Consider the following 23,884-nt stretch of genomic DNA (forward strand, 5'->3'; position numbering starts at 1 on the left):
GAGAAATAAAACAAAAGGGGATAAAAGAATGCCATCAACATCTAACTCTGTTACGTCCTCACTGCAAAATTCAGGTGGATTGACTGAAAGGGCTAGCCTTTTTAGTCAATCCAAGGCAGTGTGGGCCGTTTTTTTTGCAAGTATTATCGCTTTTATGGGAATCGGTCTTGTAGATCCAATTCTACCTGCAATCGCCAAAAATCTAAATGCATCACATAGTGAAGTAACACTGCTGTTCACTAGCTATAATGCAGTTATGGCTGTTGCTATGCTTGTTACTAGTGCGATTTCTTCAAGGCTCGGCATTAAATGGACATTGCTCACTGGTATCATCATTATCGCGATCTTTTCAGCTTTAGGAGGATTATCAAATGGTATCTGGACACTTGTGGGACTGCGAGGTGGCTGGGGTTTAGGTAATGCATTGTTTGTTGCTACAGCTTTAGCCGCAATCGTGTCTCTTTCCAAGAGTGGAATCGGGAAAGCAATCATTTTATATGAAGCAGCAGTCGGACTTGGAATATCTGTTGGACCACTACTTGGTGGCTGGTTAGGAGCTATGTCTTGGAGAGGCCCATTTCTTGGTGTGGCAACATTGATGATTATTGCATTTATCGGTCTCCTTTTTTTAATGCCAAAATCCAATATTCAAAGCACTCTCCAACCAAAAATCTCTTTATTGGATCCATTTCGCGCCTTAAAGCACCGGTCCCTCTTGGTTTTAGGTATATCGGCTGCACTTTATAACTTTGGGTTCTTTACCTTATTGGCTTATGCACCTTTCGTTATGGGTTTAGATGAGCATGGATTAGGCTTTGTATTCCTTGGCTGGGGATTATTGCTAGCAATCACTTCTGTCTTTATGGCTCCCAAACTCCAGCAACGGTTTGGAACTGTAAAATCAATGTGTTCCATGTTAATCTTGTTTGCTTTGCTTCTACTTGCAATGGGAATCTGGACATCAACGCAATGGGTAATCATCGCTGCCGTTATTTTGGCCGGTGCCTTATTGGGAAATAATAATACCCTAATTACCACTGCCGTGATGAATGCCACCACGGTTGAACGATCAACGGCATCTGCCGCCTACAGCTTCCTTCGTTTTATTGGTGGTGCAATTGCACCATTTATGGCCGGAAAGCTCGCAGAAATTTTCAACCCCTCTGTTCCTTTCATTGTTGGAGCGGGTTTTGTTCTAGTATCAGTGCTATTTATTTGGTTCAATTACGAGCATATCAATCATGTTGATGAAGCGGAGTCAGCTCATTAAGTTTACCTTAAGGGATTTGTCAGAAGGCAGATCCTTTTGTTTTTTTAACTCAGGAGTCGATGCGAATGCTCAATGAATATCTCTTTTCTTAAAACGGCCACCCCGGACTTCAGTAATATCGGCAATAGCTAAAAATGCGGATGGATCGATTTCCTCGACGATGGTTGTCAATTTCGATTCTTCAAGTCTTGTAATAATACTGAATATCACCTTTTTATTGTCTCCGGTATAGGCACCTTCACCTTGAAGATAGGTAACACCTCTTCCTAACCTGGCGTTTACAGCGTCTCCAATTTCCTCTGCCTCGTCACTGATAATCCAAACAGATTTTGAATCTTCTAATCCTGCGACTACCACATCAATCGCTTTAGCTGCAATCACATAGGCCAATAATGAATACATAGCCCTGTCCCAGCTAAAAACAAATCCGGCCGCACCTAATATAAAAATGTTCATAAACATAATGATTTGGCCAACAGAAAAAGGAACTTTTTTATTTATTACTAAAGCAAGTATTTCTGTCCCATCTAAAGCTCCACCATTGCGAATAACGATCCCTACACCTATTCCGAGAATCATACCTCCAAATAAGGTGGCAAGAAGAATATCATCTGTAAAGGGAGGAATGGGATGAAAAAATGAGGTGAAAACAGATAAGACAATGATTCCATAAACAGTCGATATAGCAAACGTTTTTCCCAACTGTTTAAAACCCAAATAGACAAATGGTAAATTTAATATAAATAGGAAAATCCCCAGCTTCAGTCCAGTTAAATGGGAGAGCATAATGGATATTCCTGTTATTCCACCATCAATTACATGGTTTGGAACTAAAAATATTTCTAGCCCAGTGGCCATTAGAATTGCACCAATGGTTATGGCGATTGCTCGAATAATAACCTTTCCAAGGGGGAGTTTTCTATGTTGGGTTCTTTCTTTCTTGAGTTCAGTCAAATAATCACGCCTTTATATAAGATTGTATTTATTATTTCTAAGTTTTCTTCTTTTATGGAAGATATACAAGATTTTCTTTTAACTAATTATATCATAATTTTATTATTTGAACCAGAGTTCATGTTCACTTTTATGCTCCGAACGAACTGTTCTTCTTACTGTTCGCTTCAAAACTATTTTTATTCCTCCTAACTAGTAAAATTTTGAACTATTTTATGGTCATTTATTTTTAGCAGCAAGCAGTCCCTATTAGTCTTTTTTGTAGCGGGACCAATATAAAAGACGTGACACCTTTTGACTCAAACCTATCCATATCCAACTATAAAGTAAAGAGAATATCAAAATGATAAAAGCTGTCCAGATATTAAATGTAGGTGGAACGGTGGGACCCAAAATAGGAAATTGAAGGACATATAATAAGAATAGAATACCCATCGTTAAGGCAAGGCCACCAAATAAGGTGATTAACATCCAATTTCTCCACCATTGAAAAGCAGTCCCTAAGCTTACGCCTAATAATCCGGTTGTAAAAGGAAATATCAGCAGCTCACTAGGTTGCAAAAAGGATAAAAGCAAAATGGTTAAGAAATAGGACATTACCCCAATTCTAAGCGACATCCTAGTTGAAAGAAGAATCGGTAATGTAGCAAAGATGCTAAGAGCATAACCAAAACCGACTAAAACTCCTGCCGACTGCAGAATGGCTGCAATCGCGGCAAAAATGGAACCCCGCACTAATTTAGTTGTATTTGAATATTTTTTGGTCATCGATTGGATTTTTAGGTAGTAATGACTATTATCTCCACGCCCTTTCAAGATAAACACCCCCTGTTTAAGGTAATGCTCATGAAAAATAAAATATGCAGATATTTTTTTATTAAAACAAGGGATTTTTGAATAGTTGTTCATGGATAGTTTTTCTGATAGAGTTGATTATTTATTCATAAAAAACTATCATGAGCCTCAACTTAAACTGGTTAAAGTGATTCATTTTTGCGGCGCTCCGCCCCTTTTCCACAGAAAAGGATTCCTATATTCTCAAGGAACCCTTCCATTCTTGCTATGCATTTTTTCAACTAGTTATTTCCCCACCAATAACCCCAAAAACAAACCATTATATTTGATGCATACATGGATGCCCCATAAGCCCAAAACTGAATGGCTTTGTTTTCATCCTTTAGCTGAAGTAATTCATAATTAAATGTTGAAAAAGTGGTAAAGGCTCCGAGGAAACCAATGGATATGAAAATCATTTGATTCTCTGAAAAATAGTTTGCCCCATAAATGAATCCTATGGCAAAAGAACCCAACACATTTATGATATATGTGCCAGTTGGAATGGACAAGATCGTCCATTTGGAGAATAAAGTACTAAGAAAATATCGAAAAATGGCACCAATAAACCCTCCTGCTCCGATTATCAGAAGTTCTTTAACCATATTAGAGACTACTCTTCTCTATTTTCATGGCAATGGATTGTCCTAATTGGACAGAACAAAAACCACCTATTATCGTAATTGAGACATATATAGCACTTGTTCTAAGGCCCCATTCCATAAAAAGATCTAGCGCCTTCATACTGAATGAGGAAAAAGTAGTGAATGAACCTAAGAATCCTGTAGAAAATGCAATCTTAAATAATGAGGAGAATCGTTTCGAATTTAAGGATAAAAATAATCCAATGGTAAAACACCCCAGTAGATTAACTATTAATATCCCTGAGGAAAGAGGAAGAAAGGTTCGAGAAAACAATTGATCAAAAAGAAAACGCAGAATCGAACCAAGCACTCCCCCACATCCAACTGCGAAATATACCATTTTCATCACTTCTTTTTAAACTAATATATTCTCGTCATTCAAAGAAATGCTTAATGGTAGTAAAAAAATGTTTTCGAATCATAGGTTAATCATTGTCGCTATTAAACCACTCTTCTTCCCATTCATCCTCTTCAAATTCGCTGCACCATTTATAATTTCTTTTCTGAAAAGTAAGCACATAATTTTTCAACATTTTGTAGCGAATTAGTTTTTGATCTTGAGTTAATGCCCCGGACCAGGCGTACGTTTCTATCAAGTCAATATAATCCATGTAAATACGATGATAAATTTGATCTAGCCGTTTTTTTTGCGCTACAGTAAATGGAATATCCTTTGTGCAAGTTAAATCCGAATCAATGTTTCCCTTATGCATTTTTAAAGGATCAGATTCCTCATCTATATCATTTTTTTCCATCTGTTTTTCTCGAGGATTGGATTTTTTATCAGGATTATTGAATGGATTGGATTTTTTATTTTCATCTATACTTTCCTCTTCATTATTCTTTTCTATATAATGAGTTTCTGCAAAAGAAGGTAATTCCATTGTCAAATAGCTGATTAAAAAAAATAGGATTAGCACATATTTTTTTACCATCTAATTTCTCCTTCCTATAATCGTTAATGGCGTTCCACGCCACCATCTATTTATGGAACTACAATTCTTTTAAAGACCCAGCAACTTAAAAAAGGTGGTGTGAGCAAAGCACGCATTAACCATTCAAAGTAAAAAATGTATATTTTACGCTTAGGTTGGATATCCTAATCCGTTTTTGCAGAGCTCCGCCCCTATTCCATATAGGTAAAGTTGCATATCAACAACGACATGCAACTTTAATGTAATTCCTTAATCGTCTAAGTGGTCATCGTCCCCATCATGGTCATCGTCATGGTCATCGTCGTCCCCACCATGGTGAGAACCTTCTTTTTCGACTTCTAAAACTTGGCCAGACTTTGCATCAATTTCTACTTCGTAAATGGTCCCAGAGCTTTTTATTTTCACTTCATAGTGTTCTCTACCATCGTCCATTTCTAATTTGATACCCAAGACTTTACCTTTGACCTTTTTCAATGCAATTACTTCTGCATCTTTTTCTGAGATGCGATTTTTTGCTGCTTCTAATAACTGAACAGCGTTTGCATGACCTACCTGATAATTAGCACCATAGCTGATAGGTATTAAAAAGGCAAATAACAAAATTATCTTTTTCAATCTCTCACACTCCTTCATTTTTTATTATCTTGCGCTGGAGATAAAAACTTATTCATTTCAATTATTTTTTATAGGGAAAGACAATTTGTCCAAAAAAAGCTGACAAACTGGGATAATGCCGTTCCCATTTTTTAGTACTTAGCAAATAATACAGTAACTTAATGATTAGTAAGGGAGAGAGTGCCTTGGGATAAAAGGATTGTTCGGTTTTATGATACAATATTTCCAAAAGATTTTTAAAAATGGCCAGCCTTGGAGATTTAAAAAGTCCCATTCAAAGGAAAATGTATATATTAGTTGGGGACTTGGGATTGATAGGCCATTTTTTTTTAGTTCAAAATTTGCAATCAAAAATAAATCAATTACTATAACTGGATCACAAATCACGCACGATCATTCATGGCCAATTAAGTATTCAATCGTTAAAAAGAGCAAACTTGGTACTTCTATTAAATACTGTGATAGCGTTATTTTTTATGGAAATTATTCAAAGGGAGAATTCATTCACACTTTTAATATCCCCAGCGGTACAGATTATCAGTTAGAGGTTTTTAATCATTTCAAGTATCATTCAACTGGGAAGATTCAGATTACTCAAGATAGGAATCAATCTCCTTCCTAGTCATGAATCATAAATTGCCCTATTTAACGATAATAATTAAATTGCCCATGTCTGTAGGACAACTTCCGCATACCTTAAAAAGAGAATCACAATTAAAGGAGGAATTATCGCAATGTTTAGTTTAACAGGTGATGAAATTAGCCATTTTCTGTTAGCTATGGGATGTTTATTAGCAATGGCCCATTTATTAGGGTTCCTTGCGGAGCGTATATTCATTCCACGCGTAATAGGGGAAGTTGCGGCAGGCTTAGTGCTCGGTCCAACAATATTGGGACATTTTTTCCCAGATGCATTTAGGTGGATGTTTTTGGGGTTTCCTTATGAAGGGAAGTTATTTGGGCTCCTTTACCAATTAGGTTTACTATTGCTGATGTTTTGTTCAGGACTAAAATTCCAGACACGGTTTAATAAAGAGGATGCCAAAATCACCACCGCTTTAGTAATTGGTTCAACCATACCTGCTTTTATTGTTGGCTGGTTTGCCGCAGATATTTTCAACATCACACCATATCTAGGAACAGCTAACAATCCATTGGCCATCAAAATTGTTATTGCGATATCAATTGCCATTACCTCCATACCTGTCATATCCAAAATTTTCAATGACCTGGGAATTATGCATACTCGCTTTTCGAAAATTGTTATTGCCTGTGCTGGAATCCATGATATCCTCCTTTGGGTAGCTTTAGGATTTGCTACGGCCATTGCCAGCCAGGGAGCTGTCTTTACTGCTGGTACCGCAGTAAAGAGTGTAGGTATATCCTTTGCTTTTATTATTGGTACTTTTACGTTGGGCTACCTTCTCTTCAAACGCTTGACAATTATTAAACAGAACCTATTGTTTAGGTCGTCCAACCTAGGATACTTTTTATTTATCATGTTCATGCTTGCCTCACTTGCAGGCAACCTTCACGTGGAAGCGATATTTGGTGCATTGCTTGCGGGGATTGTCGCAAAAATGGCCTTACCTAAAATGGTTTCTGAACGACTAGAGCAAAATGTTTCGAATATTTCCTTTTCCTGGTTTATCCCAATCTATTTTGCAACTGTGGGCTTACAATTAGACCTCGTAAAACACTTTAACCCCCTTTTCTTCCTTTCTTATTTCTTATTTGCCACACTAACTCAGACCATAGCCGTTTATATCACTTCTCGTTTCATCAAGCAAGACCCATTTACAAGCTTTAACTTAGGGGTAGCCATAAATGACCGTGGAGGTCCCGGTATTGTGCTTTCTTCAGTAGCCTATTCCACGGGGATAATTAACCAAGAGTTATTCGCTATCCTTGTTATGCTGGCACTTGTTACCTCTTGGATTCCTGGAACCTGGCTCCGGATTGTTGTAAGCAAAGGATGGCGGCTAATGCCTGGGGATGAGAATTTGGTTCCACAACAGAGAAATGACGACAAAATCAAATCAATCAATCATCATAGATGAAGCTGGTGTAACCACGGCTTCTTTTTCTTTTAATGAAAAAATAAATAAGGATTGCTTTATGCAATCCCCATTCGGTTGATTATTTACATCTTAGTAAAAACCGCCACCACCGATAAAACTTGCACCGATGATTATAAGCAGGATGAATAAAACTACAACTAAGGCAAAGCCGCCGCCGCCACCGTAGCCTGCTGCACCATCCATTTAATCCACCTCCTAGTTGTTTCTGAATATCTTATGTAAAAGAATCATCTTGGTGTGGGTCACTCGTTAGATTTTTGGATTTGAAAAAATACGAAAAAGGCTGCACATAAAAAATTCCCATGGGCAGCATTCAAATTATTAATATTTTTCATTACCGGTAAAGATTTAAAAACTATTAAATTTTGTATTTTTCACTACTCATCAAAAGGTAAATAGTCGTTCAAGAAAAACCACACTAGTGAAAAAATCAATGTGTGGTTGGAGACTATCAACAAATTCGAAAAAATCGGATTTATGACATTAATGAAAGAACGGCAGAGGTTTCTCCTCTACCGTTCTCTGAAAGTTATTTCGAAGCTCTTTAATTTATAGATTCTTTGCTAACCCAGATGTTGGAAGAACTCCTTCAACTTCAGCATGTGGACGTGGGATGACATGAACTGAAATCAGTTCCCCGACACGCTGAGCTGCAGCTGCTCCAGCGTCAGTTGCTGCCTTTACAGCACCTACGTCACCTCTTACCATCACGGTTACCAGGCCCCCACCAACAAGTTCTTTACCAACCATGTAGACATTTGCTGCTTTCAGCATTGCATCGGCTGCCTCAATAGAGCCTACTAAACCTTTTGTCTCAATCATTCCTAATGCATCGTATTTCATTTTTCACACCTCTAAAATTTTTATTTGTGAATTTACCTTACAACTAGGTTTTACTTTTTACCAATTACTAAACAGCAACAGTTTATCCATGAACGTTTAGTGAAAATCACACCGTTTCAGGTTCTTTTACTACCCTTGTTTGTGGAAGAATAATTTCAACTTCAGCGTGTGGACGAGGGATAACATGAACAGAGATTAGTTCTCCAACCCGTTGTGCTGCAGCAGCTCCAGCATCAGTGGCTGCTTTTACTGCACCTACGTCACCTCTTACCATTACAGTTACCAATCCACCGCCAACATGTTCTTTACCGACCAAGTTAACATTTGCTGCTTTCACCATTGCATCGGCAGCTTCAACTGCTCCTACTAGACCTTTAGTTTCGATCATTCCTAATGCATCGTATTTCATTTTTCATACCTCCAAAGGTTTTATTTTATTAATCTAATTTTTGTTAATGAATTGACATTCATTGCGTTTGATTCATCTATATCGATATGGCACTCAAGTGCGGATGCGTCATTTGCCCTTACAGCCACATTATTGAATATGCCGCCGCGGGGTCCGTTAATTTCTATAGACACGACCTGTCCATCATGAACACCTAGATGCTTGGCATCTTCAGGTGTCATGTGTATATGCCTTTGTGCAACAATCAGACCTTCCTTTGTTTGAACAGAACCTTTAGGACCAATTATGGTAATTCCGGGTGTTCCCTGTAAATCGCCTGAAAGTCTTGGCTCTGTTACCACACCAAGCTTATAGCAATCCCCTTCAAGAATTTCCACCTGTGTTTTACTGCGTACCGGGCCAAGGATTCTAACCTTTTCAATCGCACCTTTAGGACCACAAATCGTTACCGTTTCCTTACATGCATACTGCCCAGGCTGCAACAAGTCTTTTAACTTGACCATTTGATAGCCATCTCCAAACAGGCTATTTAAATCTTCTTTGGATAAATGAATATGCCGATTAGAAACTCCGACAGGTATTTCATATGTATCCTTTTGCGCTTCTGTTGGAGTGAGATTTGCCTGCAAAGCCTCCATCAAAAGTTTCAGCACCTCTTCATGCTTGTCCAATTAGAACTACCCCCTCTTCATTGCACACACTAACTCATTGATCAGCCTTAAAAGCTGCTCATTATCAGAGTCGTTGAACTTTGGAGTATTTGAAGAAGAAGTATTTCCACTAGTACAAATTTGATCTACACAGTGGTTAACTGAAAGTTCAGGATAGTTGAATGTTGGGTCAGCAGAAGCTAATGTGCTGCAATCCTTCAATCCGTAAGCAACTCTCTTAATATTTATCAAGTGTATCGGGCTGACATTTTCAGAAACAGAGCTTCCACCCCATGTTCCGCATCCCAGTGTAAAGGCAGGCATCAGTCCAGTACTTGCTCCGGTACCTCCTTGTGTGCTCCCAGTATTAACTAATATCCGTGCTGCTGGCTTCTTGGCAAACTTCAGTACGATATCTCTATCCTCCGTATGAATGCTCATGCTGTGGCCAATGCCGTTTTGTAATAACTTAATACAAAGTTCACATGCTTCTTGCCAATCCTTTACTTTATAAAAAGCAAGTACGGTTGTCAGCTTTTCATATGATAGCGGATAATCAGGTCCTACGCCCTGCTGTTCACCTATTAAAACCTTGATTTCATCCGGAATCGAAAATCCTGCAGCAGCTGCGATTACCTGTGGTGATCTTCCAACGAACTTAGCATTCATGGCATGACCATTCTTAAACAATAATCTACAGACCTTTGTCGTTTCTTCCGGACTCATAAAGTAGCCGCCCTGCCTTTTGAGCTCAGCCACTACCTCATCTCGATTACTTTCTTCTACAATGATAGATTGCTCCGAAGCACAAATGGTTCCATAATCAAAGGTCTTACTGGCTAAAATATTAGTAACAGCTTGCTTAACATTGGCTGTTTTCTCAATATAGGACGGACAGTTACCTGCACCGACACCCAAAGCAGGCTTACCTGCACTATAGGAGGCCTTAACCAGACCAGGTCCGCCAGTTGCAATGATCATTTTGATATCTTTGTTTTTCATCAACTCATTGGTTGCATCCATGGTAGGCAATGAAATGCATCCGATAATGTTTGCAGGAGCACCGGCTTCTTCGGCAGCTTTATTCATTAGTTCAGCTGCCTTCAATGTACATTTGGCTGCAGATGGATGCGGAGAGAATACAATCGCATTCCGTGACTTAATGGCAATCATTGATTTATAAATAGCGGTTGAGGTTGGATTGGTTGAAGGGATAATCCCCATAATCAAACCAACCGGTTCCGCAATATCCATTACTTTCTCTGCTTCATTTTCTTGAATCACACCAATAGTCTTGATATCCTTAATAGATTCATACAAAATAGTCGAAGATAAATGATTTTTATATGTCTTGTCTTCCACTTTTCCAAAACCAGTTTCTTCGACTGCCATTTTGGCAAGAAGGACTGCATTTTCTCTAGCGATTTTTACCATATTGCGTAAAATCCTATCAATTTGCTCTTCCGTATATTCAGCAATTTGATCAGCCGCACTTTTCCCTAAATTGGCAAGATCCCTTACTGCTTGTATAGACCTTAAGTCATAATCAAAATTTTCCATTAGCTGATTCCCCCTTCCTTTTCCTATTCTATTAATCTAGTAATTTATTTTTAAAATGGTTATAGTATTTAGTTAACTCAGCAATCAACGTTTTCTTATCTGCCTTCGAAATCACTCTTCCTGATATTCCTATCTCCTTATATTCACGCGCCAAATTTCGAAGCTTCGTTACTTTAAGGCCGCCGAGAAACTCTAGGGCTTCTGGTAAACCATATCCAAGTATAATATTATCGATCGTCTTTTTTTCTATTTCTTCTACACTCATATCCAATGAGATTGTGCTTATTTCTTTAACAATTTTATCCCCAACTACAGCTTCCTCTTCAGGTTCAACTTTAATCGAATCAGATGTTGGGAAATCCGAATTTTCAAGCTGGTTCACTGATACGAACAACCCTTCAAGCTCCTTATCAGGGCGGGGAATTACATGTTGTGAAATCAGCAATGTGCTATTTATTTGCCTCACTGCTCCTGCACCAGCTTCTACAGCTGAAGTGACAGCAGATACCTCACCGGTAACAGCGATTGAAACAAGACCTCCCCCTACGTAAGTCTTTTCGATAAGGGTAACCTCTGCCGCCTTTAGCATGGCATCTGCACTTTCAATCGCTACAGTAAGTCCTCTTGTTTCGATTAACCCTAATGCTTGCATTTCACCACTCCTTAACTAGGCATCATGTCAGACCAGTTGGCTGGATATGTAGTATAAAATACTTTCGCCTTGTCAGGAGAACCCCAAACTACCTTAGAGCCTGACGGAACATAGAGAACATCTCCAGGATATGCAGTATAGGTTTTTCCATTAATGGTTATTGTCAAAGTACCTTCTATTACATAATCAATTTCCTCATAACACAATTCCCATTCAAAACTAGATTTTTCTATTGTTAAAAATCCAGCGCTCATCGAGGCATCATCTTTGCTAATCAATTCTTGATAGAACACTTTATTATTCGGATTACCTGTATCAAACACATCAAACCTAACTGAATTTCCGCGAACTAGCTTTAATCCCCCACTATCGCGTTCATCAAGATATGGAGGCACATGAACGTTATCAAACATTCCTTTTAAAAGTCCTTTATCCATCATCGCCTTAAGCACCGCATAGATCATATTACTGTCGATCTCACCACCGCAGCTTTTTACCGATTCAGGGGATTTAATTTCAGATATCTGCTCCTCTAACGAAAACTCCATGCCACAAACTTTAGCCGCATCCTTAGCTGCTGGGGTAATAATTGTATTTCTATCAATATAAAATACTTTCTTCCCTTGCTTATCCATATCCTCAACATCTTTCACGCAAATCAAATTCTTCATATCCTCACCTCCTTTCAGGTAATGGTTAATAGATTTTTAAAATAGACTGGTAGGAATCCAGCCCCTCTTGCTCCGACTATGCCGCCTTCTTTTACCAAATCTAGAGGACACCATTTCCATCACAAACATCAATTAAACTTACAATCTGCATCAATGATACCGACAACAACTGCGTCAACCGGAATAGCATCATCGCCTAGCATTTTGCGAGCCGATGAGCCAGTGGTGACAATTACCCTGTCCCCAATACCAGCACTGATAATATCTACAACAACCAGGCGCTGACCCTCATTGGTGCCCCCGATCACTTCTGCCAGCATAAACTTTAATCCGTTAAGTGAGTCTGCTTTTCTTGTTGCCCATACTGTATCAATCAGTTTTGCGGTTATCATTTAAATATACCTTCCTCCGACTTGCGTTTAATCTCTTGCATTGCTGCTTCAACAGAGGAGGTATCCCCAAAGATGGCAATTAAAATCATATTTTGAGGACAACTGCCTCTAACATCCGCTACCGTGACACCCACTGCCTTTTCAGCAATATCTGCTGCAAAAATCATTTCAATCATTCTGCCCTGCACCAGACCAACAGCATCAATACAATCCATTTTTTTAGTAATACCCGTTCCAATTCGCCGCATTAAAATATCGATCGTACCCTCTGAAGGGGATTTAATTATTCGAAACTCCATATCTACTCCCCGCCTATTCTTTGCCTTGATACCTGCAGCTAAGTGCTATTCCTAGAGGGGTGACAAACATTGGATTTTTCGGCTTATGAGTGTATATACCTGTCTTCTTTTCGATTATCTCTTCGATACCGTCTAAGCAGCAGGTTCCACCGACCAAAGATATTTCTTTTATGTCAAACCCCTTAATATGTTGGATAATAATAGAAGAAATCTTTTCTACCACGGGTTTTAATACAGGCAGCAATTCTTTATGGTTCCTGGCATCACGCTTATATTTTTCTGCTTCTGCAAAAGGTATTTTGTAAGCACCGGAAATCACCAATGAAAAGTGAGTACCACCTGTAGGCTCATCTACAACATAAACAACTTTTCCATCCTTCAGAATAGAAATACCTGTCGTACCTCCACCTATATCTACAACTGCTCCGTTCTCTATTTTGAGAACTTCATTTGCCGCTGTGGGCTCATCAAGTAAGTAGGTCAGTTCAAATCCGGCAGCCTGGACAACATTTTTTACGGCACCTGAATCCAAGGCATCTGTTCCAGGAGGAATTGCAGCCGCTGCATAGATTAATTCAGCTCCCAATTTCTGCTCAAGCTCTTTCTTTAAATCTCTAACAATATTAACCGCACCAATATAATCGACTACCATACCATCACGAACGACATCAGCATAACGATAAGCACCCGACACAGGTTGCAAATTTTCATCCAAAACGGCTAGAACGACACATGCCGTACCTAAATCAACTCCTGTGTAGTAAATAGAAGATTTACTCACTAAAGGATGTTCAATTGCCTTTTCAAAATCCCTTACAAGTTGATCACAGTATTGAAAAGTTAACTTTTCCTTTGACATTTTTCCCCTCCAACCGCTGAACAAATTAATTGAGAAAGGCTATTAATAATCTGATTAACCTTGCAAACAATTTCTTCGAACAGCTTTTTCTCTTCTTCACTGCTGCAACTGAGTTCTTGTGTAACCGGCTCAATTTCCTGCAGTGCGCAACGAAGCCTATGTAAAATGAGTATTTCTCTACCCTTTTCAAGCTGCATGTGAAAATCTGTAATTTCAAAACAATCATCTAGAGTAGCAGAAAAATTATTCTCATTTATCCCTGTACATTCACTGCAAGATAAATTTTCAACAGTACCTTTGATCTTCACTGTATTTTTTATACAAGAAAAATGTCTATTTAGTTTAAGCGTACTTTGTGCCAAACAGACATCTCTGCTCAACAGTTCTTCAACAGTTAGGAGAAACAAAGCATCTATGGATTTCAACAAGCTGTAAAGCCTCAACTTTTTCCAGTTATTCTTACTCTCAAGTAATTCAGCCGATTTCTTTGCTTTCACGGTCCTTGTACCGGAAGCATCATTTAGCATGTTTATCCCGCGATCGGTGAGAAACTGGCGTGCTCCAGGTGTGAGTCTTGCATCTGATTCCAAATCATAAGCAGTAAAAGGTTCTTTTTTATATAAATCCCGCAAATCACCCTCGGTAATAAACTTCATTTTCCTCCCTCATTATCTATACGAATAAAATCTCTTTTAAAGCATCTATGCCTTTACCACTCGGAACACTTACTTTATAGTAAGGATCTTCCACTCCAATCAGCCTCAGTTGTCGGATACATAGGTCCTCATTTTCTGGCATTACATCACTTTTTGTAATGACTCCAATTACAGGACATCTAAAAACCTTGGCAAAACCAGGTGAATACACATCCTTGCAGTTGGATTGATCCACTAAAATCAATACATGTGATGCATCCTGTACGGCTGAAATTAAATATTTGTACATCCAAGCATTTTCTATATAAGAACCGGGAACATCGATGGTGTTTTTTCCGTAAATAATGTTTTGTGTTTTTCTTATTGGTCTGTCATCATCATTTAATGCATTGACCAAAGTGGTCTTTCCACAACTTGTAGGTCCAATCACCATAATTCGTTTCTTTCTCATGTTCGTGTAATTGGGGTTGTCACAAAACCCAGCATTTTATTTAATGTTTCATTTACTGCTTCCAGTGCTGTTACGACACTTTGGACATCACCGCTAATCACTACCGATCCTGTAAAGCGATCAAGGAATCCAATTTCTACATCAGCCGTCTTGGTCGCAATATCAGCAGCAATAATGGAGGTTTCGTATGGTGTTATGGTTAGAATACCAATTGCTCCTTTTTCGTCTATTCCTAACCGTTCATAGATATCTGGCATTGGTGAAGCAATCACATGTGCAATCGTAACTTGTTTTCCCGGTACCGATTCTTGTATGATACGCTCTATCGCTTTTTCATTAAATGCTCCCATAATAATTACCTTTCAATCTATTTTCTTTTCTAAACTAAATGTCAGTGATTGATAACCATAACTGGGAAGTCATATTCCTTAAACCAATTCTCAATCCTTTTCATTTCCTCATTATTCAAGCTTGGATCCCCTGTCAGCGGATACTCTTTTCCTAACTGGTTGTACTTATTTACACCGAACTTATGGTACGGCAGTAAATCAATTCCTTTAAAGTTTTTATAGTTACGGAATGGCAGTAAAAACTGAATAACTCCTTCAATTGCCTCCTGGCTATCATTGATTCCTTTTAATAAAGGCATCCTTATCTTCACGTTATATCTGCGGGTAAGAAGCTCCTTTAGGTTGGTTAATATCAGTTCATTACGAACTCCTGTTAATTCAAAGTGACGCTCGGAATTAATGTGTTTGATATCATAAAGAAACAAATCCACAAACTCTGCAACTCTGAGAACAGATTCTAGTTTTGCATAGCCGCTGGTTTCAATTGCCGTATTAATCCCCTCTTGCTTACAAACCATCAGCAGATTCGCTGCAGCCTCAGGCTGCATTAATACTTCGCCACCGCCTAACGTAATGCCGCCGCCAGACATTTCATAAAACAATCTATCCTCTTCCACTATCTCAAAAAGTTCAGAAATAGTTTTCATACCACCAACAATAGATAATGCCGACTCCGGACAAATATCAGAACACTTACGGCAGCCAGTACAATCAATGTTGCGCGATACTTCATGTTTTGAGGTTTCTTTTAAAATACTGTGGATACCGACTGGGCAGACAGAAACACAGGAACCACAATCCGTACATGCGCTTCTTTTAAACATTACTTGATATTTTCGTTCGAGTCCTTCAGGATTTGCACACCACTTACAACGTAATGGGCATCCTTTAAAAAACACAATTGTTCTTACACCCGGTCCATCGAACATATTATATTTCTGTATGTTGGAAATAAATGCTTTTCTCTCGATTATTCCTTCTTTTGGATTGCCCATACTGTTCAATCTCCTGTGTGATTCAGCGTAATAATTTTAATAATTCTGCTACTTGTCCTAAAGCACAGCTTACAACAGCTTATTACAAGCAGCAGATAGTTGATTTAAATTGAGACTTATATTTTTGTCAGCATCGTTCTGCTGATAATTTCGTCTTGAACATCTTTACAAAGCTCGACAAAGAATGCACTGTAACCTGCTACCCGAACAATTAAATCACGATGCTGCTCCGGATGTTTCTGTGCTTCGATCAATGTTTTATTATCAAGATAATTGAATTGCATCTCTCCATTGCCTAGTACAGAAGCAGTACGTAAAAGGGTAATAATACCTTCTTCCCCTTCAGGCGTATCGAGCAATCCAGCCATAAGCTTAAAGTTATGAACCATACCAATGTTCATACTATCAACAGCCATCTTTGAAATAGACTTGATAATAGCGGTCGGACCTTTTACATCAGCCCCTTGAGACGGGCTGATACCATCAGACAATGGCAACCAGGCCCGACGACCATTTGCAGATGCTCCTGTTAATTGTCCAAACGGAGTGTTGTTCGAAATGGACAATGTACCATGACTTAAAACAGAGTAAAGTGTCTTGTATTTACGGTGATCCTTCTCTGTAAAATTAATTAAATCTGAAGCAATTAAATCAGCATAATCATCATCGTTACCATACTTAGGAGCATTCAGGCAGTCGGTTCTAATATGTTCATAGCCAACAAAGTCAGCCTTTAATGCTTCATTAAGCTGTTCTAGGGTATACTTCTTCTCGTCAAATACTAATTTCTTGATTGCAGCCATTGAGTCTGTATAGGTAGCTAAACCAGACCAGACAACACCTGGGCCAAAGTTGTACAAAGCCCCGCCTGCAGAAACATCTTTACCTCTTTCCATGCAGCCCTCATACATGATAGACATGAGAGGCTTGGGAGCCTTTTCTCTGTGAATCCGCTGAGAGATAACGGTAGCTACGCTTGACCACTTTGTAATATATTTCATTTGCTCTTTAACGGCGTTTTCAAAATCTTCATAAGTTTTATATTGGCTCAAATCTCCCATGTCCGGGGTGACCTGCTTTCCAAACCAGAGCGGAACACCGTGGTTTAGAACTAATTCAATGCAGATAGGCCATTGGGTATAAGCGGTGGAAGTCCACTGATAGAGACGACCGGACTTTTGAGGTTCAACACAGCCCATTAAGCAATAGTCTCGTGCATCTTCAATCGAAACACCTTTTGCCAGCATCATCTTGATATGTGCATCATCAAAATGACATGCAGGGAATCCCATACCAGAGCGAATAACATCCACAATTTTTTTCAAATATTTCTGAGGTGATTGGTTATGGATCCGAGTGGCCAATGACGGCTGATAAATCTTAACATGACGAACAGTATCCATAAGCAGGTAGGTGAGGTCATTGGTTGCATCGCGGCCGTCCCGTGTCACACCGCCAACACACATATTGACAAATGGCTGATACCCTGCAAAAAACTTAGAACCACCTTCGCTTGTAATCCACATCATTTCAGACATTTTAATCAGCATACAACCAGCCAGTTCAAATGCTTCATAGTCAGTCATTCTGCCTGATTCTCTGTCTGCCTTATAGAATGGATACATATACTGGTCCACACGACCGATTGACATACCTGTCTGATTCTCTTCCACCACTAGCAGTGATTCAATCGTCCAAACGGATTGAATCGCTTCCCAAAAAGTACGGGGCTTATGGGCAGGTACCCAAGCATTCACCTCGGAAATCTTTTCTAATTCTGCCTTACGTTTTGGATTCTTTTCCTTTGCAGCTAATTCTGCAGCGTATTCAGATATACGCTTGGCATAAATCATTACGCCCTCTGTTGTATCAATAATAGATTTGTAGAAATAGATCTTTTCAATGTCTTCTGGATTTTGGTAATCTAGTTTTTCTAAATGATCCCTTGCCTCTTGCTGAATATCCAGCATGCCCTTTTTCATCAGAATGACATCATAGCCCGGATTGGAGTCACCGCCGCCATTTAAAGCATGGTACGAACAATCAGAAACAAAGGATTCGCCAGAAAGTGTCCAGACACCGGCTTCCCGGTATTGATCTTCACAATATTCATCAACGGACTTACCTTCCCAGAATGGGAACAGTTCTTCACGCATAATCCTTTTATCTTCTTCAGAGATGTAAAATGGGTCCTGAGGACGAGTTCCAATTGTATCAATTTCGTCAACCATCCATCGCCAAGCCATATCCGGCGAAAACGCTCCAGCGCGAGGGGCTCCGTTTGGTGCTCCAACAATCAGCTCATCATCCTGAATAACCAATGGTGCTGTCTCACAGCAATAACGGAAACATTTTGCCCGTAACATAATCTTAGGCATGCCGGGATTTTCCTTCGCGATCTTTGTTATCGCTCTAGCACGGTGGGTAGTAATTGAAGGAACATGCTTCATATAGTTTTCTTTTAACCTCTTTAGGCGTTCAGTCATCCCCTCTGGAACCCCGTCATGATGACTAGATTCTTTCGTAAATTCGCTTTCCTCTTCTTTTGCCATATTCGTTGTAACGCCTTCAAATAACTTAATTAACCCTGCTCGTTCTTCAGGAGACATGGTTTTTGTTGCTTCTGCTAATTTTTTTGAAAAATCACGAATATCCAAATTTTTTACCTCTCATTCAGTTTATTTTTAGATACTTATATGAGAATTGATATAACTTACACCGAACCTATATAACTATCAATGTTCTTCGATAGCATTTTTCAAAATAGACTTCAGCAGTTCAATGTCTTCTAACTTATATGCAGTAGACTGGGCAGCGCTGGCAACCGAAAGTGCTTCTTCTGATAACACACCATTTCTAATCTCTTCTGTCTTTCGGACTCCGTATCCAACCTTGCGGATATAGATTAGATTTATTGGTGAAACATTATCGGTAGTAATCCCTACACCTGCAGATCCACTGCCAAGAGTCATTGCAGGGAATAGATTCGTTGTCGCACCCATACTTCCAAAAGTAGCTGGGGTATTAACAAGTACTCTGCCCACAGGTTTTTTTAAGGCAAACTGGCGAATGACTGCTTCATCTGTTGAGTGAATGACAAGAGTATGACCGTTCCGCTCACTAATTAACAATTCAATACACTTTTCACAAGCATCCATCCAATCGTCTTCTATGTAATAGGCCAAAACAGGACAAAGCTTTTCTTTCGAATATGGATTAGTATCGGAAACGTATTTTTGCTCTGATATCAGGACGAGCACACTGTCTGGCACATTAAAACCAGCTTGCTTAGCCAATTGCTGTGCAGATTTACCAACCATTTCTGTATTCGCCCTTCCGTCCGACCGGAAAAAGAGAGACCCTAGTTTTTGTGATTCCTCTTCTGTCATAAAATACGCGCCATTATTCTGAAACTCTCGCTTTACTTCTGAAGCTATACACCGATCTACTACAACAGCTTGTTCCGCTGCAGATACAACTCCGTAATCAAATGTTTTACTAGCAATAATATCCTGTACCGCCTGTTTGATGTCAGCTGTACGTTCAATAAATGCAGGTCCATTGCCATTTCCTCCATAAATAACTGGCTTACCTGACCTTTGTGTTGCTTTTAGCATACTAGGTACACCTGTATTCATAATCAAGGAGGTTGCGGCATGATTCATTAATTGGACTGTTCCACTAGGTGTAACGGTTTGCAAGTAGGAAAGGGCTCCTTCTGGCAACCCATATCCCTCAGCAGCGCGAATCAAAATGTCTAGTGTCTTACCAATTGTATTTTTCGCTCTAGGATGTGGTGAAAAGATGATCGCATTGCCGGACTTTATTGCTATTAATGCCTTATAAATAGTAGTAGAAACTGGGCTGGTCGCAGGACAAAGAGCAATAATGACACCGATCGGGACACCGATATCCATTGTCTTGCTTTGTGCATCATCGTTAATAATCCCTACATAAGTCATTCCTCTTAATCTGTTAATCAGGTATCTATTAATGAACTTGTTTTTTACATATTTATCCTGCCATTTTCCATAATCCGTTTCATCACTGGACATCATGGCAAGTTCACGTGCATGCTTGTCTATCTCTTCTACCATGCGCTCAACAATCTCATCCAGTTTTTTCTGCGGAAAGGCAGCTAGCTTTTTTTGTGCTTCGCGTGCATTTTCCACAAGAATTCGAGCTTCTTGGATGGAGAGCAAATCATTATCAATAATATTCATTTCTAACTCTCCCTTTCGATCCAACCGCACATTAACCAAGCAAGTTTTCGATTGAATAACGCGCAATAATTTTTTCTATATCGGCATGCGGTCTTGCGATTACAACAGAACTGTAAACTTGAGAACCCATATCTTCTACCGCTTTTACGCCAGTGCTTACAGCTACTCTACAAGCCCCAACATCACCGTGAACTAACACAGAAATATATCCGGAAGCTACGTTCTCAAAACCAACTAACTCGACATCTGCTGCTTTGCACATGGCATCTGCTGCCTCTAAGACATAAACTATACCAAATGTTTCTATTAAGCCTAACGCTTCATAATTATTCATAGTAGTTAGTCCTTTAACTTTTTTTAATTATCAATGTCATATAAAGAAACAATGTCACCGACACTTTTAATCGGGCGCGGCATAACATTATGTGCTGTTAATTTACCGATTGCGGCAGCAGCTTCAGCGCCTGCTTCCACTGATGCTCTTACAGCGGCAACATCCCCCTTCACCATAATCGTAACTAAAGTGGATCCCACGTTTTCGTATGATACTAGCTCCACATTTGCTGCCTTTAACATTTTATCTGCTGCCTCTAGCGCCGGGACCATACCTACTGTTTCAATAAGACCTAAAGCCTCATCTCCTCGATACCTCATCTTATTTACCCTCCCTGCTGGTAAAATCAATTATTTTTGAACTCATTGAATTGTTAAAAATACTTAAATTAGTCTTTAATGTATTTATTAATGGTATCTGCGCCTTCTTCGTGTGCATGGTAGTAAATTCTTAATTCACCTGCTTGGTCTAATTCGAATCTTGTTTCTTCAAGAAGTCCGTTCGCTTCTGCTGTCATTAACGCTGAAATGACAGCTTTTTTATTAAGCGCTTTAAATTTGCCATATTCTCCTCTTAAGGAATCTATGACTTCTTCTGCACATGCCTCGTTCACTTTTGTGAAGTGTTTTAGAATTGCGTAGTTAAGCGGTTTCATAAATGACTCTCCTTTATTAGCCTACTTTCTTTTGATCCATTGGGTCTTGATTGCCTTTTTTTCTGAATAAATCCAGTGGATTCATTGCAATAACCAAGATACCAAAAACCATCATTACAGCTGCAATCCAAACGATAGGAGGTAATGCCCAACCCTTCATACCTGCGAAGACTCCAAGTACGATCCAGCAACAGAATGGTCCCCAGAAAGAGTAGGTACCATTACAAGCCATTCCTAGAGCGGCACCGCACATACTGTTACCCCTATACCAGCTCATATATGAAATAAAGGCACAAAAACCAGCTATAGCAATCCAAATCATAGCAGGACCACTGGTAAATGCCTGAACAGCAAGGTCAGTTGAAATTGAAACATCGCCTGAAATCATTCCAAAAATGGGAAGTAGAATAATAAGATTTGAAAGGCCTGAGATGCTTTGACGAATCGTAATCCCGATCTCATAGTCAATCATGGATGTACCATAACCAGCTACACAGCCTTCAAAGCCCCAGCCAAGAGCTGCAATAAAGGCAATACAAATACCTAAAAACATACCTTCTGGTGCATCACCGCTAATACTTGTGCTGCCAATCATAAAACTAGCAAGTACACAAATCGCTATCCCCAGCATCATCCGTTTGGTTAATTGCTGCTTAAATAATATTCTTCCTAAAATTGCACCAATTGCCGGACAAAGGGCTGTAATAGGAATAACAATAGAACCAGCCATCTGGAGACCAACCACATATGCTGTACTTGAAATAGGACCTCCCACAAGCGCTGCTAAAATCATCACACGACCAGGTTTGGTATTAAGCGTTCTAAAGAAATCTCCCAATTTGCTTTTTACACCAATATTCAGTAATGCCCATCCCGCGCTGCATGTATCATTAACAGCGCTTCCAAGCGCACCAAGTAAATAAGTAATAACAAAGGCGGATAAAGCAGCTGTATTGGCACCATACCAGTCAGCCCAGACCCCTTTAGACATACCTAATGTCAGGAATGCTGAGTAGAATCCATACATAAGACCTGAGAATAAAGCGATTATGATACCCTTTTTAAAAAATTGTGATGCTATCTTATTTTTCGCTGAAACTGCAACAGCATTAGCTGCTCCTGTCACTTCTTTCATAGACACAACTCCCTTTCTAGTAAATTTTTTAATATATTTACAATAAATATAAATTTAAAAAGGTAATATCTTGCTGTGCTTTAACCGATCTTAATTACCTTTATAATTTATCTTTACTTGGTAAAACATTATTTTTGATATTTCAATTTTCTAGAACAGCTTAATCATAACTGAACAAGGAATTTTATTATGGCATTACAGGATTAATTTACTGTAGAATATCCTTCAGTTTTTTTCTGTTATTGTACAATCGTTACTTTTTTTCCATTACTACTACCTTACTAATATTTTCAATTGGATTTATAGGGTTTTATAGGAGGATTTAACTGGATATTTTCCATTCCAATACAAAAAAACGCCTTGATTTCTCAAAGCGTTTATCTAGTCATCAAAAAATATTAAATTAGTTATCTAGATTTTTACCATCTCGGCAATTGAACAATCTGATGAAAAAGTGAGTGCCCTGACATTTTTTCGGAAGCGTTCATATCTAAAGACGCAGTAGTCGAGGAAATCGTCACCATTATAGTGTCTGATCAGTGCCCATACCGTCCAAAGCAAATCTTGTGCTAAAATAAAAGATTTTATCTTTAATACTTCTACAGCAGCCGGTACTCGGCCATAGTATTCCAAAAGAAGATAATCAATGGATTCCTCCGTCAGTTTTGATTCAAGAATATACGCAGCCACATCCCAGCTTGGATCGTTCATTCCTGAGTATTCCCAGTCTATCAGAAAGGCTCTGCCATTGTCGTTAACCAAGAAGTTTTCAGGCACTGTATCATTATGACAAGGACAAGAATTTGTAGTAGTAATATTTTTATGAGCAAATTCTAGCAGCTTATTTTTCAAGTCAGCATAGTCAAAGAAAAAATCGCCGTTAAGCTCTCTCACAAGCTCTTCATACTTTTGTAATTCCTTGTGCCAATCAAAGGAATTAGGAAAACGAACTGAGCTTGTGTGAATTTTTTTCATTAAACTTGATACAGCTCTCAAGTTTCCCTGGCTGTACGGGTCAGAAAGAGCCACGTTTTTACTATTTTTAATGTATGCACTAATTTTAATTCCACTAAATTCATCAAAATAAACAATCTCAGAATTCAAGCCAAGGTCTGAGGCCAGCTTGTTGTTAACCTTTTCAATTTTTCGGTCGATGATCTGGTTGGTCATTCCACCTGGTTGCCGAATTACATATTCAGTTCCCTTAATGTTCATAATATAGTTGTAATTGGTGAGCCCGCCTGCAAAACGGGATTTATCGAATATAATGCTGTCATCATTAAATAAGAGACGAAGCTTTTCTTGTACTATTTCTTCCATTTTCATAACTATTCCCACCAATGCACATTAAATTCTATTTATTAACTAAGAGATTACAAGCAACGGTCGACAAAACAGTTTAATTAAACCTTCACAA

The 23,884-nt window shown here is 38.9% G+C and carries 29 protein-coding genes; 2 read left to right on the forward strand and 27 right to left on the reverse strand.

Going from position 1 to position 23,884, the window contains the following annotated elements; all coding sequences use genetic code 11:
* Positions 1–28: 28 nt before the first annotated feature.
* A complete protein-coding gene (locus RTR43_RS05170) occupies positions 29–1,270 on the forward strand; it encodes an MFS transporter (protein WP_312470171.1) in 1,242 nt (413 codons plus the stop codon).
* Positions 1,271–1,339: 69 nt separating this feature from the next.
* Here RTR43_RS05170 and RTR43_RS05175 read toward each other — a convergent pair whose 3' ends face one another.
* The 6 genes from RTR43_RS05175 to RTR43_RS05200 all read right to left on the reverse strand — a co-directional run bounded on the left by RTR43_RS05175 (position 1,340) and on the right by RTR43_RS05200 (position 5,252).
* Positions 1,340–2,224 carry a YitT family protein gene (locus RTR43_RS05175; RefSeq protein ID WP_248733451.1) on the reverse strand — a complete coding sequence of 295 codons (885 nt, stop codon included), beginning with the start codon at positions 2,222–2,224 and terminating at the stop codon, positions 1,340–1,342.
* Positions 2,225–2,473: 249 nt separating this feature from the next.
* Positions 2,474–3,040: a hypothetical protein gene (locus RTR43_RS05180; RefSeq protein WP_312470173.1), complete on the reverse strand. Its 567-nt coding sequence runs from the start codon at positions 3,038–3,040 to the stop codon at positions 2,474–2,476.
* Between the two features lie 260 nt (positions 3,041–3,300).
* Positions 3,301–3,663: a fluoride efflux transporter CrcB gene (gene crcB, locus RTR43_RS05185; RefSeq protein WP_312470174.1), complete on the reverse strand. Its 363-nt coding sequence runs from the start codon at positions 3,661–3,663 to the stop codon at positions 3,301–3,303.
* A gap of 1 nt (position 3,664) precedes the next feature.
* Entirely contained in the window at positions 3,665–4,048 is a 384-nt protein-coding gene (locus RTR43_RS25610) for a fluoride efflux transporter FluC (protein WP_396954535.1), read from the reverse strand.
* 79 nt (positions 4,049–4,127) lie between these two features.
* Positions 4,128–4,637, reverse strand: a complete 510-nt coding sequence (locus RTR43_RS05195; RefSeq protein WP_312470176.1) for a DUF2680 domain-containing protein — start codon at positions 4,635–4,637, stop codon at positions 4,128–4,130.
* A gap of 249 nt (positions 4,638–4,886) precedes the next feature.
* Positions 4,887–5,252, reverse strand: a complete 366-nt coding sequence (locus tag RTR43_RS05200) for a PepSY domain-containing protein (protein WP_312470177.1) — start codon at positions 5,250–5,252, stop codon at positions 4,887–4,889.
* Positions 5,253–5,986: 734 nt separating this feature from the next.
* Here RTR43_RS05200 and RTR43_RS05205 point away from each other — a divergent pair.
* Positions 5,987–7,312, forward strand: a complete 1,326-nt coding sequence (locus RTR43_RS05205) for a cation:proton antiporter (protein WP_312470179.1) — start codon at positions 5,987–5,989, stop codon at positions 7,310–7,312.
* 90 nt (positions 7,313–7,402) lie between these two features.
* Here the strand turns inward: RTR43_RS05205 and RTR43_RS05210 are convergent, their stop codons facing one another.
* The 21 genes from RTR43_RS05210 to RTR43_RS05310 all read right to left on the reverse strand — a co-directional run bounded on the left by RTR43_RS05210 (position 7,403) and on the right by RTR43_RS05310 (position 23,793).
* Positions 7,403–7,516 (reverse strand): YjcZ family sporulation protein, encoded by a 114-nt coding sequence (locus tag RTR43_RS05210; protein WP_312470180.1) that lies wholly within the window; start codon positions 7,514–7,516, stop codon positions 7,403–7,405.
* A gap of 366 nt (positions 7,517–7,882) precedes the next feature.
* Positions 7,883–8,176, reverse strand: coding sequence for an ethanolamine utilization microcompartment protein EutM (gene eutM, locus RTR43_RS05215; protein WP_312470181.1), 294 nt, complete (start codon positions 8,174–8,176; stop codon positions 7,883–7,885).
* Between the two features lie 106 nt (positions 8,177–8,282).
* Entirely contained in the window at positions 8,283–8,585 is a 303-nt protein-coding gene (gene eutM, locus RTR43_RS05220) for an ethanolamine utilization microcompartment protein EutM (protein ID WP_312470182.1), read from the reverse strand.
* 20 nt (positions 8,586–8,605) lie between these two features.
* Positions 8,606–9,223: a phosphate propanoyltransferase gene (locus RTR43_RS05225; protein WP_312470263.1), complete on the reverse strand. Its 618-nt coding sequence runs from the start codon at positions 9,221–9,223 to the stop codon at positions 8,606–8,608.
* Between the two features lie 39 nt (positions 9,224–9,262).
* Entirely contained in the window at positions 9,263–10,795 is a 1,533-nt protein-coding gene (locus tag RTR43_RS05230) for an acetaldehyde dehydrogenase (acetylating) (RefSeq protein ID WP_312470183.1), read from the reverse strand.
* 31 nt (positions 10,796–10,826) lie between these two features.
* Positions 10,827–11,447 carry a BMC domain-containing protein gene (locus RTR43_RS05235; RefSeq protein WP_312470184.1) on the reverse strand — a complete coding sequence of 207 codons (621 nt, stop codon included), beginning with the start codon at positions 11,445–11,447 and terminating at the stop codon, positions 10,827–10,829.
* 11 nt (positions 11,448–11,458) lie between these two features.
* Positions 11,459–12,118, reverse strand: a complete 660-nt coding sequence (locus RTR43_RS05240) for a cupin domain-containing protein (RefSeq protein WP_312470186.1) — start codon at positions 12,116–12,118, stop codon at positions 11,459–11,461.
* Between the two features lie 128 nt (positions 12,119–12,246).
* Entirely contained in the window at positions 12,247–12,510 is a 264-nt protein-coding gene (locus RTR43_RS05245; protein ID WP_312470188.1) for a EutN/CcmL family microcompartment protein, read from the reverse strand.
* Positions 12,507–12,809, reverse strand: coding sequence for a BMC domain-containing protein (locus tag RTR43_RS05250; RefSeq protein ID WP_312470190.1), 303 nt, complete (start codon positions 12,807–12,809; stop codon positions 12,507–12,509). The genes RTR43_RS05245 and RTR43_RS05250 overlap by 4 nt, the downstream gene beginning before the upstream one ends.
* 13 nt (positions 12,810–12,822) lie before the next feature.
* Positions 12,823–13,668 carry an ethanolamine utilization protein EutJ gene (gene eutJ / locus RTR43_RS05255; protein WP_312470192.1) on the reverse strand — a complete coding sequence of 282 codons (846 nt, stop codon included), beginning with the start codon at positions 13,666–13,668 and terminating at the stop codon, positions 12,823–12,825.
* Positions 13,650–14,324, reverse strand: a complete 675-nt coding sequence (locus RTR43_RS05260) for a cobalamin adenosyltransferase (RefSeq protein WP_312470194.1) — start codon at positions 14,322–14,324, stop codon at positions 13,650–13,652. The genes eutJ and RTR43_RS05260 overlap by 19 nt, the downstream gene beginning before the upstream one ends.
* Positions 14,325–14,340: 16 nt before the next feature.
* Positions 14,341–14,757, reverse strand: coding sequence for a EutP/PduV family microcompartment system protein (locus RTR43_RS05265; protein ID WP_312470196.1), 417 nt, complete (start codon positions 14,755–14,757; stop codon positions 14,341–14,343).
* A 14-nt stretch (positions 14,758–14,771) separates the two neighbouring features.
* Positions 14,772–15,125 carry a BMC domain-containing protein gene (locus RTR43_RS05270; RefSeq protein WP_312470197.1) on the reverse strand — a complete coding sequence of 118 codons (354 nt, stop codon included), beginning with the start codon at positions 15,123–15,125 and terminating at the stop codon, positions 14,772–14,774.
* A gap of 41 nt (positions 15,126–15,166) precedes the next feature.
* Positions 15,167–16,120, reverse strand: coding sequence for a choline TMA-lyase-activating enzyme (gene cutD, locus RTR43_RS05275; protein ID WP_312470199.1), 954 nt, complete (start codon positions 16,118–16,120; stop codon positions 15,167–15,169).
* A gap of 116 nt (positions 16,121–16,236) precedes the next feature.
* On the reverse strand, positions 16,237–18,777 hold the full coding sequence (cutC, locus tag RTR43_RS05280) for a choline trimethylamine-lyase (protein ID WP_312470200.1): 2,541 nt from the start codon (positions 18,775–18,777) through the stop codon (positions 16,237–16,239).
* A 78-nt stretch (positions 18,778–18,855) separates the two neighbouring features.
* On the reverse strand, positions 18,856–20,343 hold the full coding sequence (locus tag RTR43_RS05285) for an aldehyde dehydrogenase family protein (RefSeq protein WP_312470202.1): 1,488 nt from the start codon (positions 20,341–20,343) through the stop codon (positions 18,856–18,858).
* 31 nt (positions 20,344–20,374) lie between these two features.
* Positions 20,375–20,677: a BMC domain-containing protein gene (locus tag RTR43_RS05290; RefSeq protein WP_312470204.1), complete on the reverse strand. Its 303-nt coding sequence runs from the start codon at positions 20,675–20,677 to the stop codon at positions 20,375–20,377.
* Positions 20,678–20,700: 23 nt separating this feature from the next.
* On the reverse strand, positions 20,701–20,997 hold the full coding sequence (locus RTR43_RS05295; RefSeq protein WP_312470206.1) for a BMC domain-containing protein: 297 nt from the start codon (positions 20,995–20,997) through the stop codon (positions 20,701–20,703).
* A 68-nt stretch (positions 20,998–21,065) separates the two neighbouring features.
* Positions 21,066–21,332 carry a hypothetical protein gene (locus tag RTR43_RS05300; protein ID WP_312470208.1) on the reverse strand — a complete coding sequence of 89 codons (267 nt, stop codon included), beginning with the start codon at positions 21,330–21,332 and terminating at the stop codon, positions 21,066–21,068.
* 16 nt (positions 21,333–21,348) lie between these two features.
* A complete protein-coding gene (locus tag RTR43_RS05305) occupies positions 21,349–22,467 on the reverse strand; it encodes an EamA family transporter (protein ID WP_312470209.1) in 1,119 nt (372 codons plus the stop codon).
* 411 nt (positions 22,468–22,878) lie between these two features.
* Positions 22,879–23,793: a phosphotransferase gene (locus RTR43_RS05310; RefSeq protein WP_312470210.1), complete on the reverse strand. Its 915-nt coding sequence runs from the start codon at positions 23,791–23,793 to the stop codon at positions 22,879–22,881.
* Between the last annotated feature and the right edge of the window lie 91 nt (positions 23,794–23,884).

The organism is Neobacillus sp. (assembly GCF_031988165.1).
Taxonomy (GTDB): Bacteria; Bacillota; Bacilli; order Bacillales; family Cytobacillaceae; genus Neobacillus; species Neobacillus rhizosphaerae.

Coding starts and splice junctions, on each gene's coding strand:
- RTR43_RS05170 (WP_312470171.1), top strand. CDS start 29: ATGCCATCAACATCTAACTCTGTTACGTCCTCACTGCAAAATTCAGGT.
- crcB (WP_312470174.1), bottom strand. CDS start 3,663: ATGGTTAAAGAACTTCTGATAATCGGAGCAGGAGGGTTTATTGGTGCC.
- RTR43_RS25610 (WP_396954535.1), bottom strand. CDS start 4,048: ATGAAAATGGTATATTTCGCAGTTGGATGTGGGGGAGTGCTTGGTTCG.
- RTR43_RS05195 (WP_312470176.1), bottom strand. CDS start 4,637: ATGGTAAAAAAATATGTGCTAATCCTATTTTTTTTAATCAGCTATTTG.
- RTR43_RS05205 (WP_312470179.1), top strand. CDS start 5,987: ATGTTTAGTTTAACAGGTGATGAAATTAGCCATTTTCTGTTAGCTATG.
- RTR43_RS05210 (WP_312470180.1), bottom strand. CDS start 7,516: ATGGATGGTGCAGCAGGCTACGGTGGCGGCGGCGGCTTTGCCTTAGTT.
- eutM (WP_312470181.1), bottom strand. CDS start 8,176: ATGAAATACGATGCATTAGGAATGATTGAGACAAAAGGTTTAGTAGGC.
- eutM (WP_312470182.1), bottom strand. CDS start 8,585: ATGAAATACGATGCATTAGGAATGATCGAAACTAAAGGTCTAGTAGGA.
- RTR43_RS05225 (WP_312470263.1), bottom strand. CDS start 9,223: ATGGAGGCTTTGCAGGCAAATCTCACTCCAACAGAAGCGCAAAAGGAT.
- RTR43_RS05230 (WP_312470183.1), bottom strand. CDS start 10,795: ATGGAAAATTTTGATTATGACTTAAGGTCTATACAAGCAGTAAGGGAT.
- RTR43_RS05235 (WP_312470184.1), bottom strand. CDS start 11,447: ATGCAAGCATTAGGGTTAATCGAAACAAGAGGACTTACTGTAGCGATT.
- RTR43_RS05240 (WP_312470186.1), bottom strand. CDS start 12,118: ATGAAGAATTTGATTTGCGTGAAAGATGTTGAGGATATGGATAAGCAA.
- RTR43_RS05245 (WP_312470188.1), bottom strand. CDS start 12,510: ATGATAACCGCAAAACTGATTGATACAGTATGGGCAACAAGAAAAGCA.
- RTR43_RS05250 (WP_312470190.1), bottom strand. CDS start 12,809: ATGGAGTTTCGAATAATTAAATCCCCTTCAGAGGGTACGATCGATATT.
- eutJ (WP_312470192.1), bottom strand. CDS start 13,668: ATGTCAAAGGAAAAGTTAACTTTTCAATACTGTGATCAACTTGTAAGG.
- RTR43_RS05260 (WP_312470194.1), bottom strand. CDS start 14,324: ATGAAGTTTATTACCGAGGGTGATTTGCGGGATTTATATAAAAAAGAA.
- RTR43_RS05265 (WP_312470196.1), bottom strand. CDS start 14,757: ATGGTGATTGGACCTACAAGTTGTGGAAAGACCACTTTGGTCAATGCA.
- RTR43_RS05270 (WP_312470197.1), bottom strand. CDS start 15,125: ATGGGAGCATTTAATGAAAAAGCGATAGAGCGTATCATACAAGAATCG.
- cutD (WP_312470199.1), bottom strand. CDS start 16,120: ATGGGCAATCCAAAAGAAGGAATAATCGAGAGAAAAGCATTTATTTCC.
- RTR43_RS05285 (WP_312470202.1), bottom strand. CDS start 20,343: ATGAATATTATTGATAATGATTTGCTCTCCATCCAAGAAGCTCGAATT.
- RTR43_RS05290 (WP_312470204.1), bottom strand. CDS start 20,677: ATGAATAATTATGAAGCGTTAGGCTTAATAGAAACATTTGGTATAGTT.
- RTR43_RS05295 (WP_312470206.1), bottom strand. CDS start 20,997: ATGAGGTATCGAGGAGATGAGGCTTTAGGTCTTATTGAAACAGTAGGT.
- RTR43_RS05300 (WP_312470208.1), bottom strand. CDS start 21,332: ATGAAACCGCTTAACTACGCAATTCTAAAACACTTCACAAAAGTGAAC.
- RTR43_RS05305 (WP_312470209.1), bottom strand. CDS start 22,467: ATGAAAGAAGTGACAGGAGCAGCTAATGCTGTTGCAGTTTCAGCGAAA.
- RTR43_RS05310 (WP_312470210.1), bottom strand. CDS start 23,793: ATGAAAATGGAAGAAATAGTACAAGAAAAGCTTCGTCTCTTATTTAAT.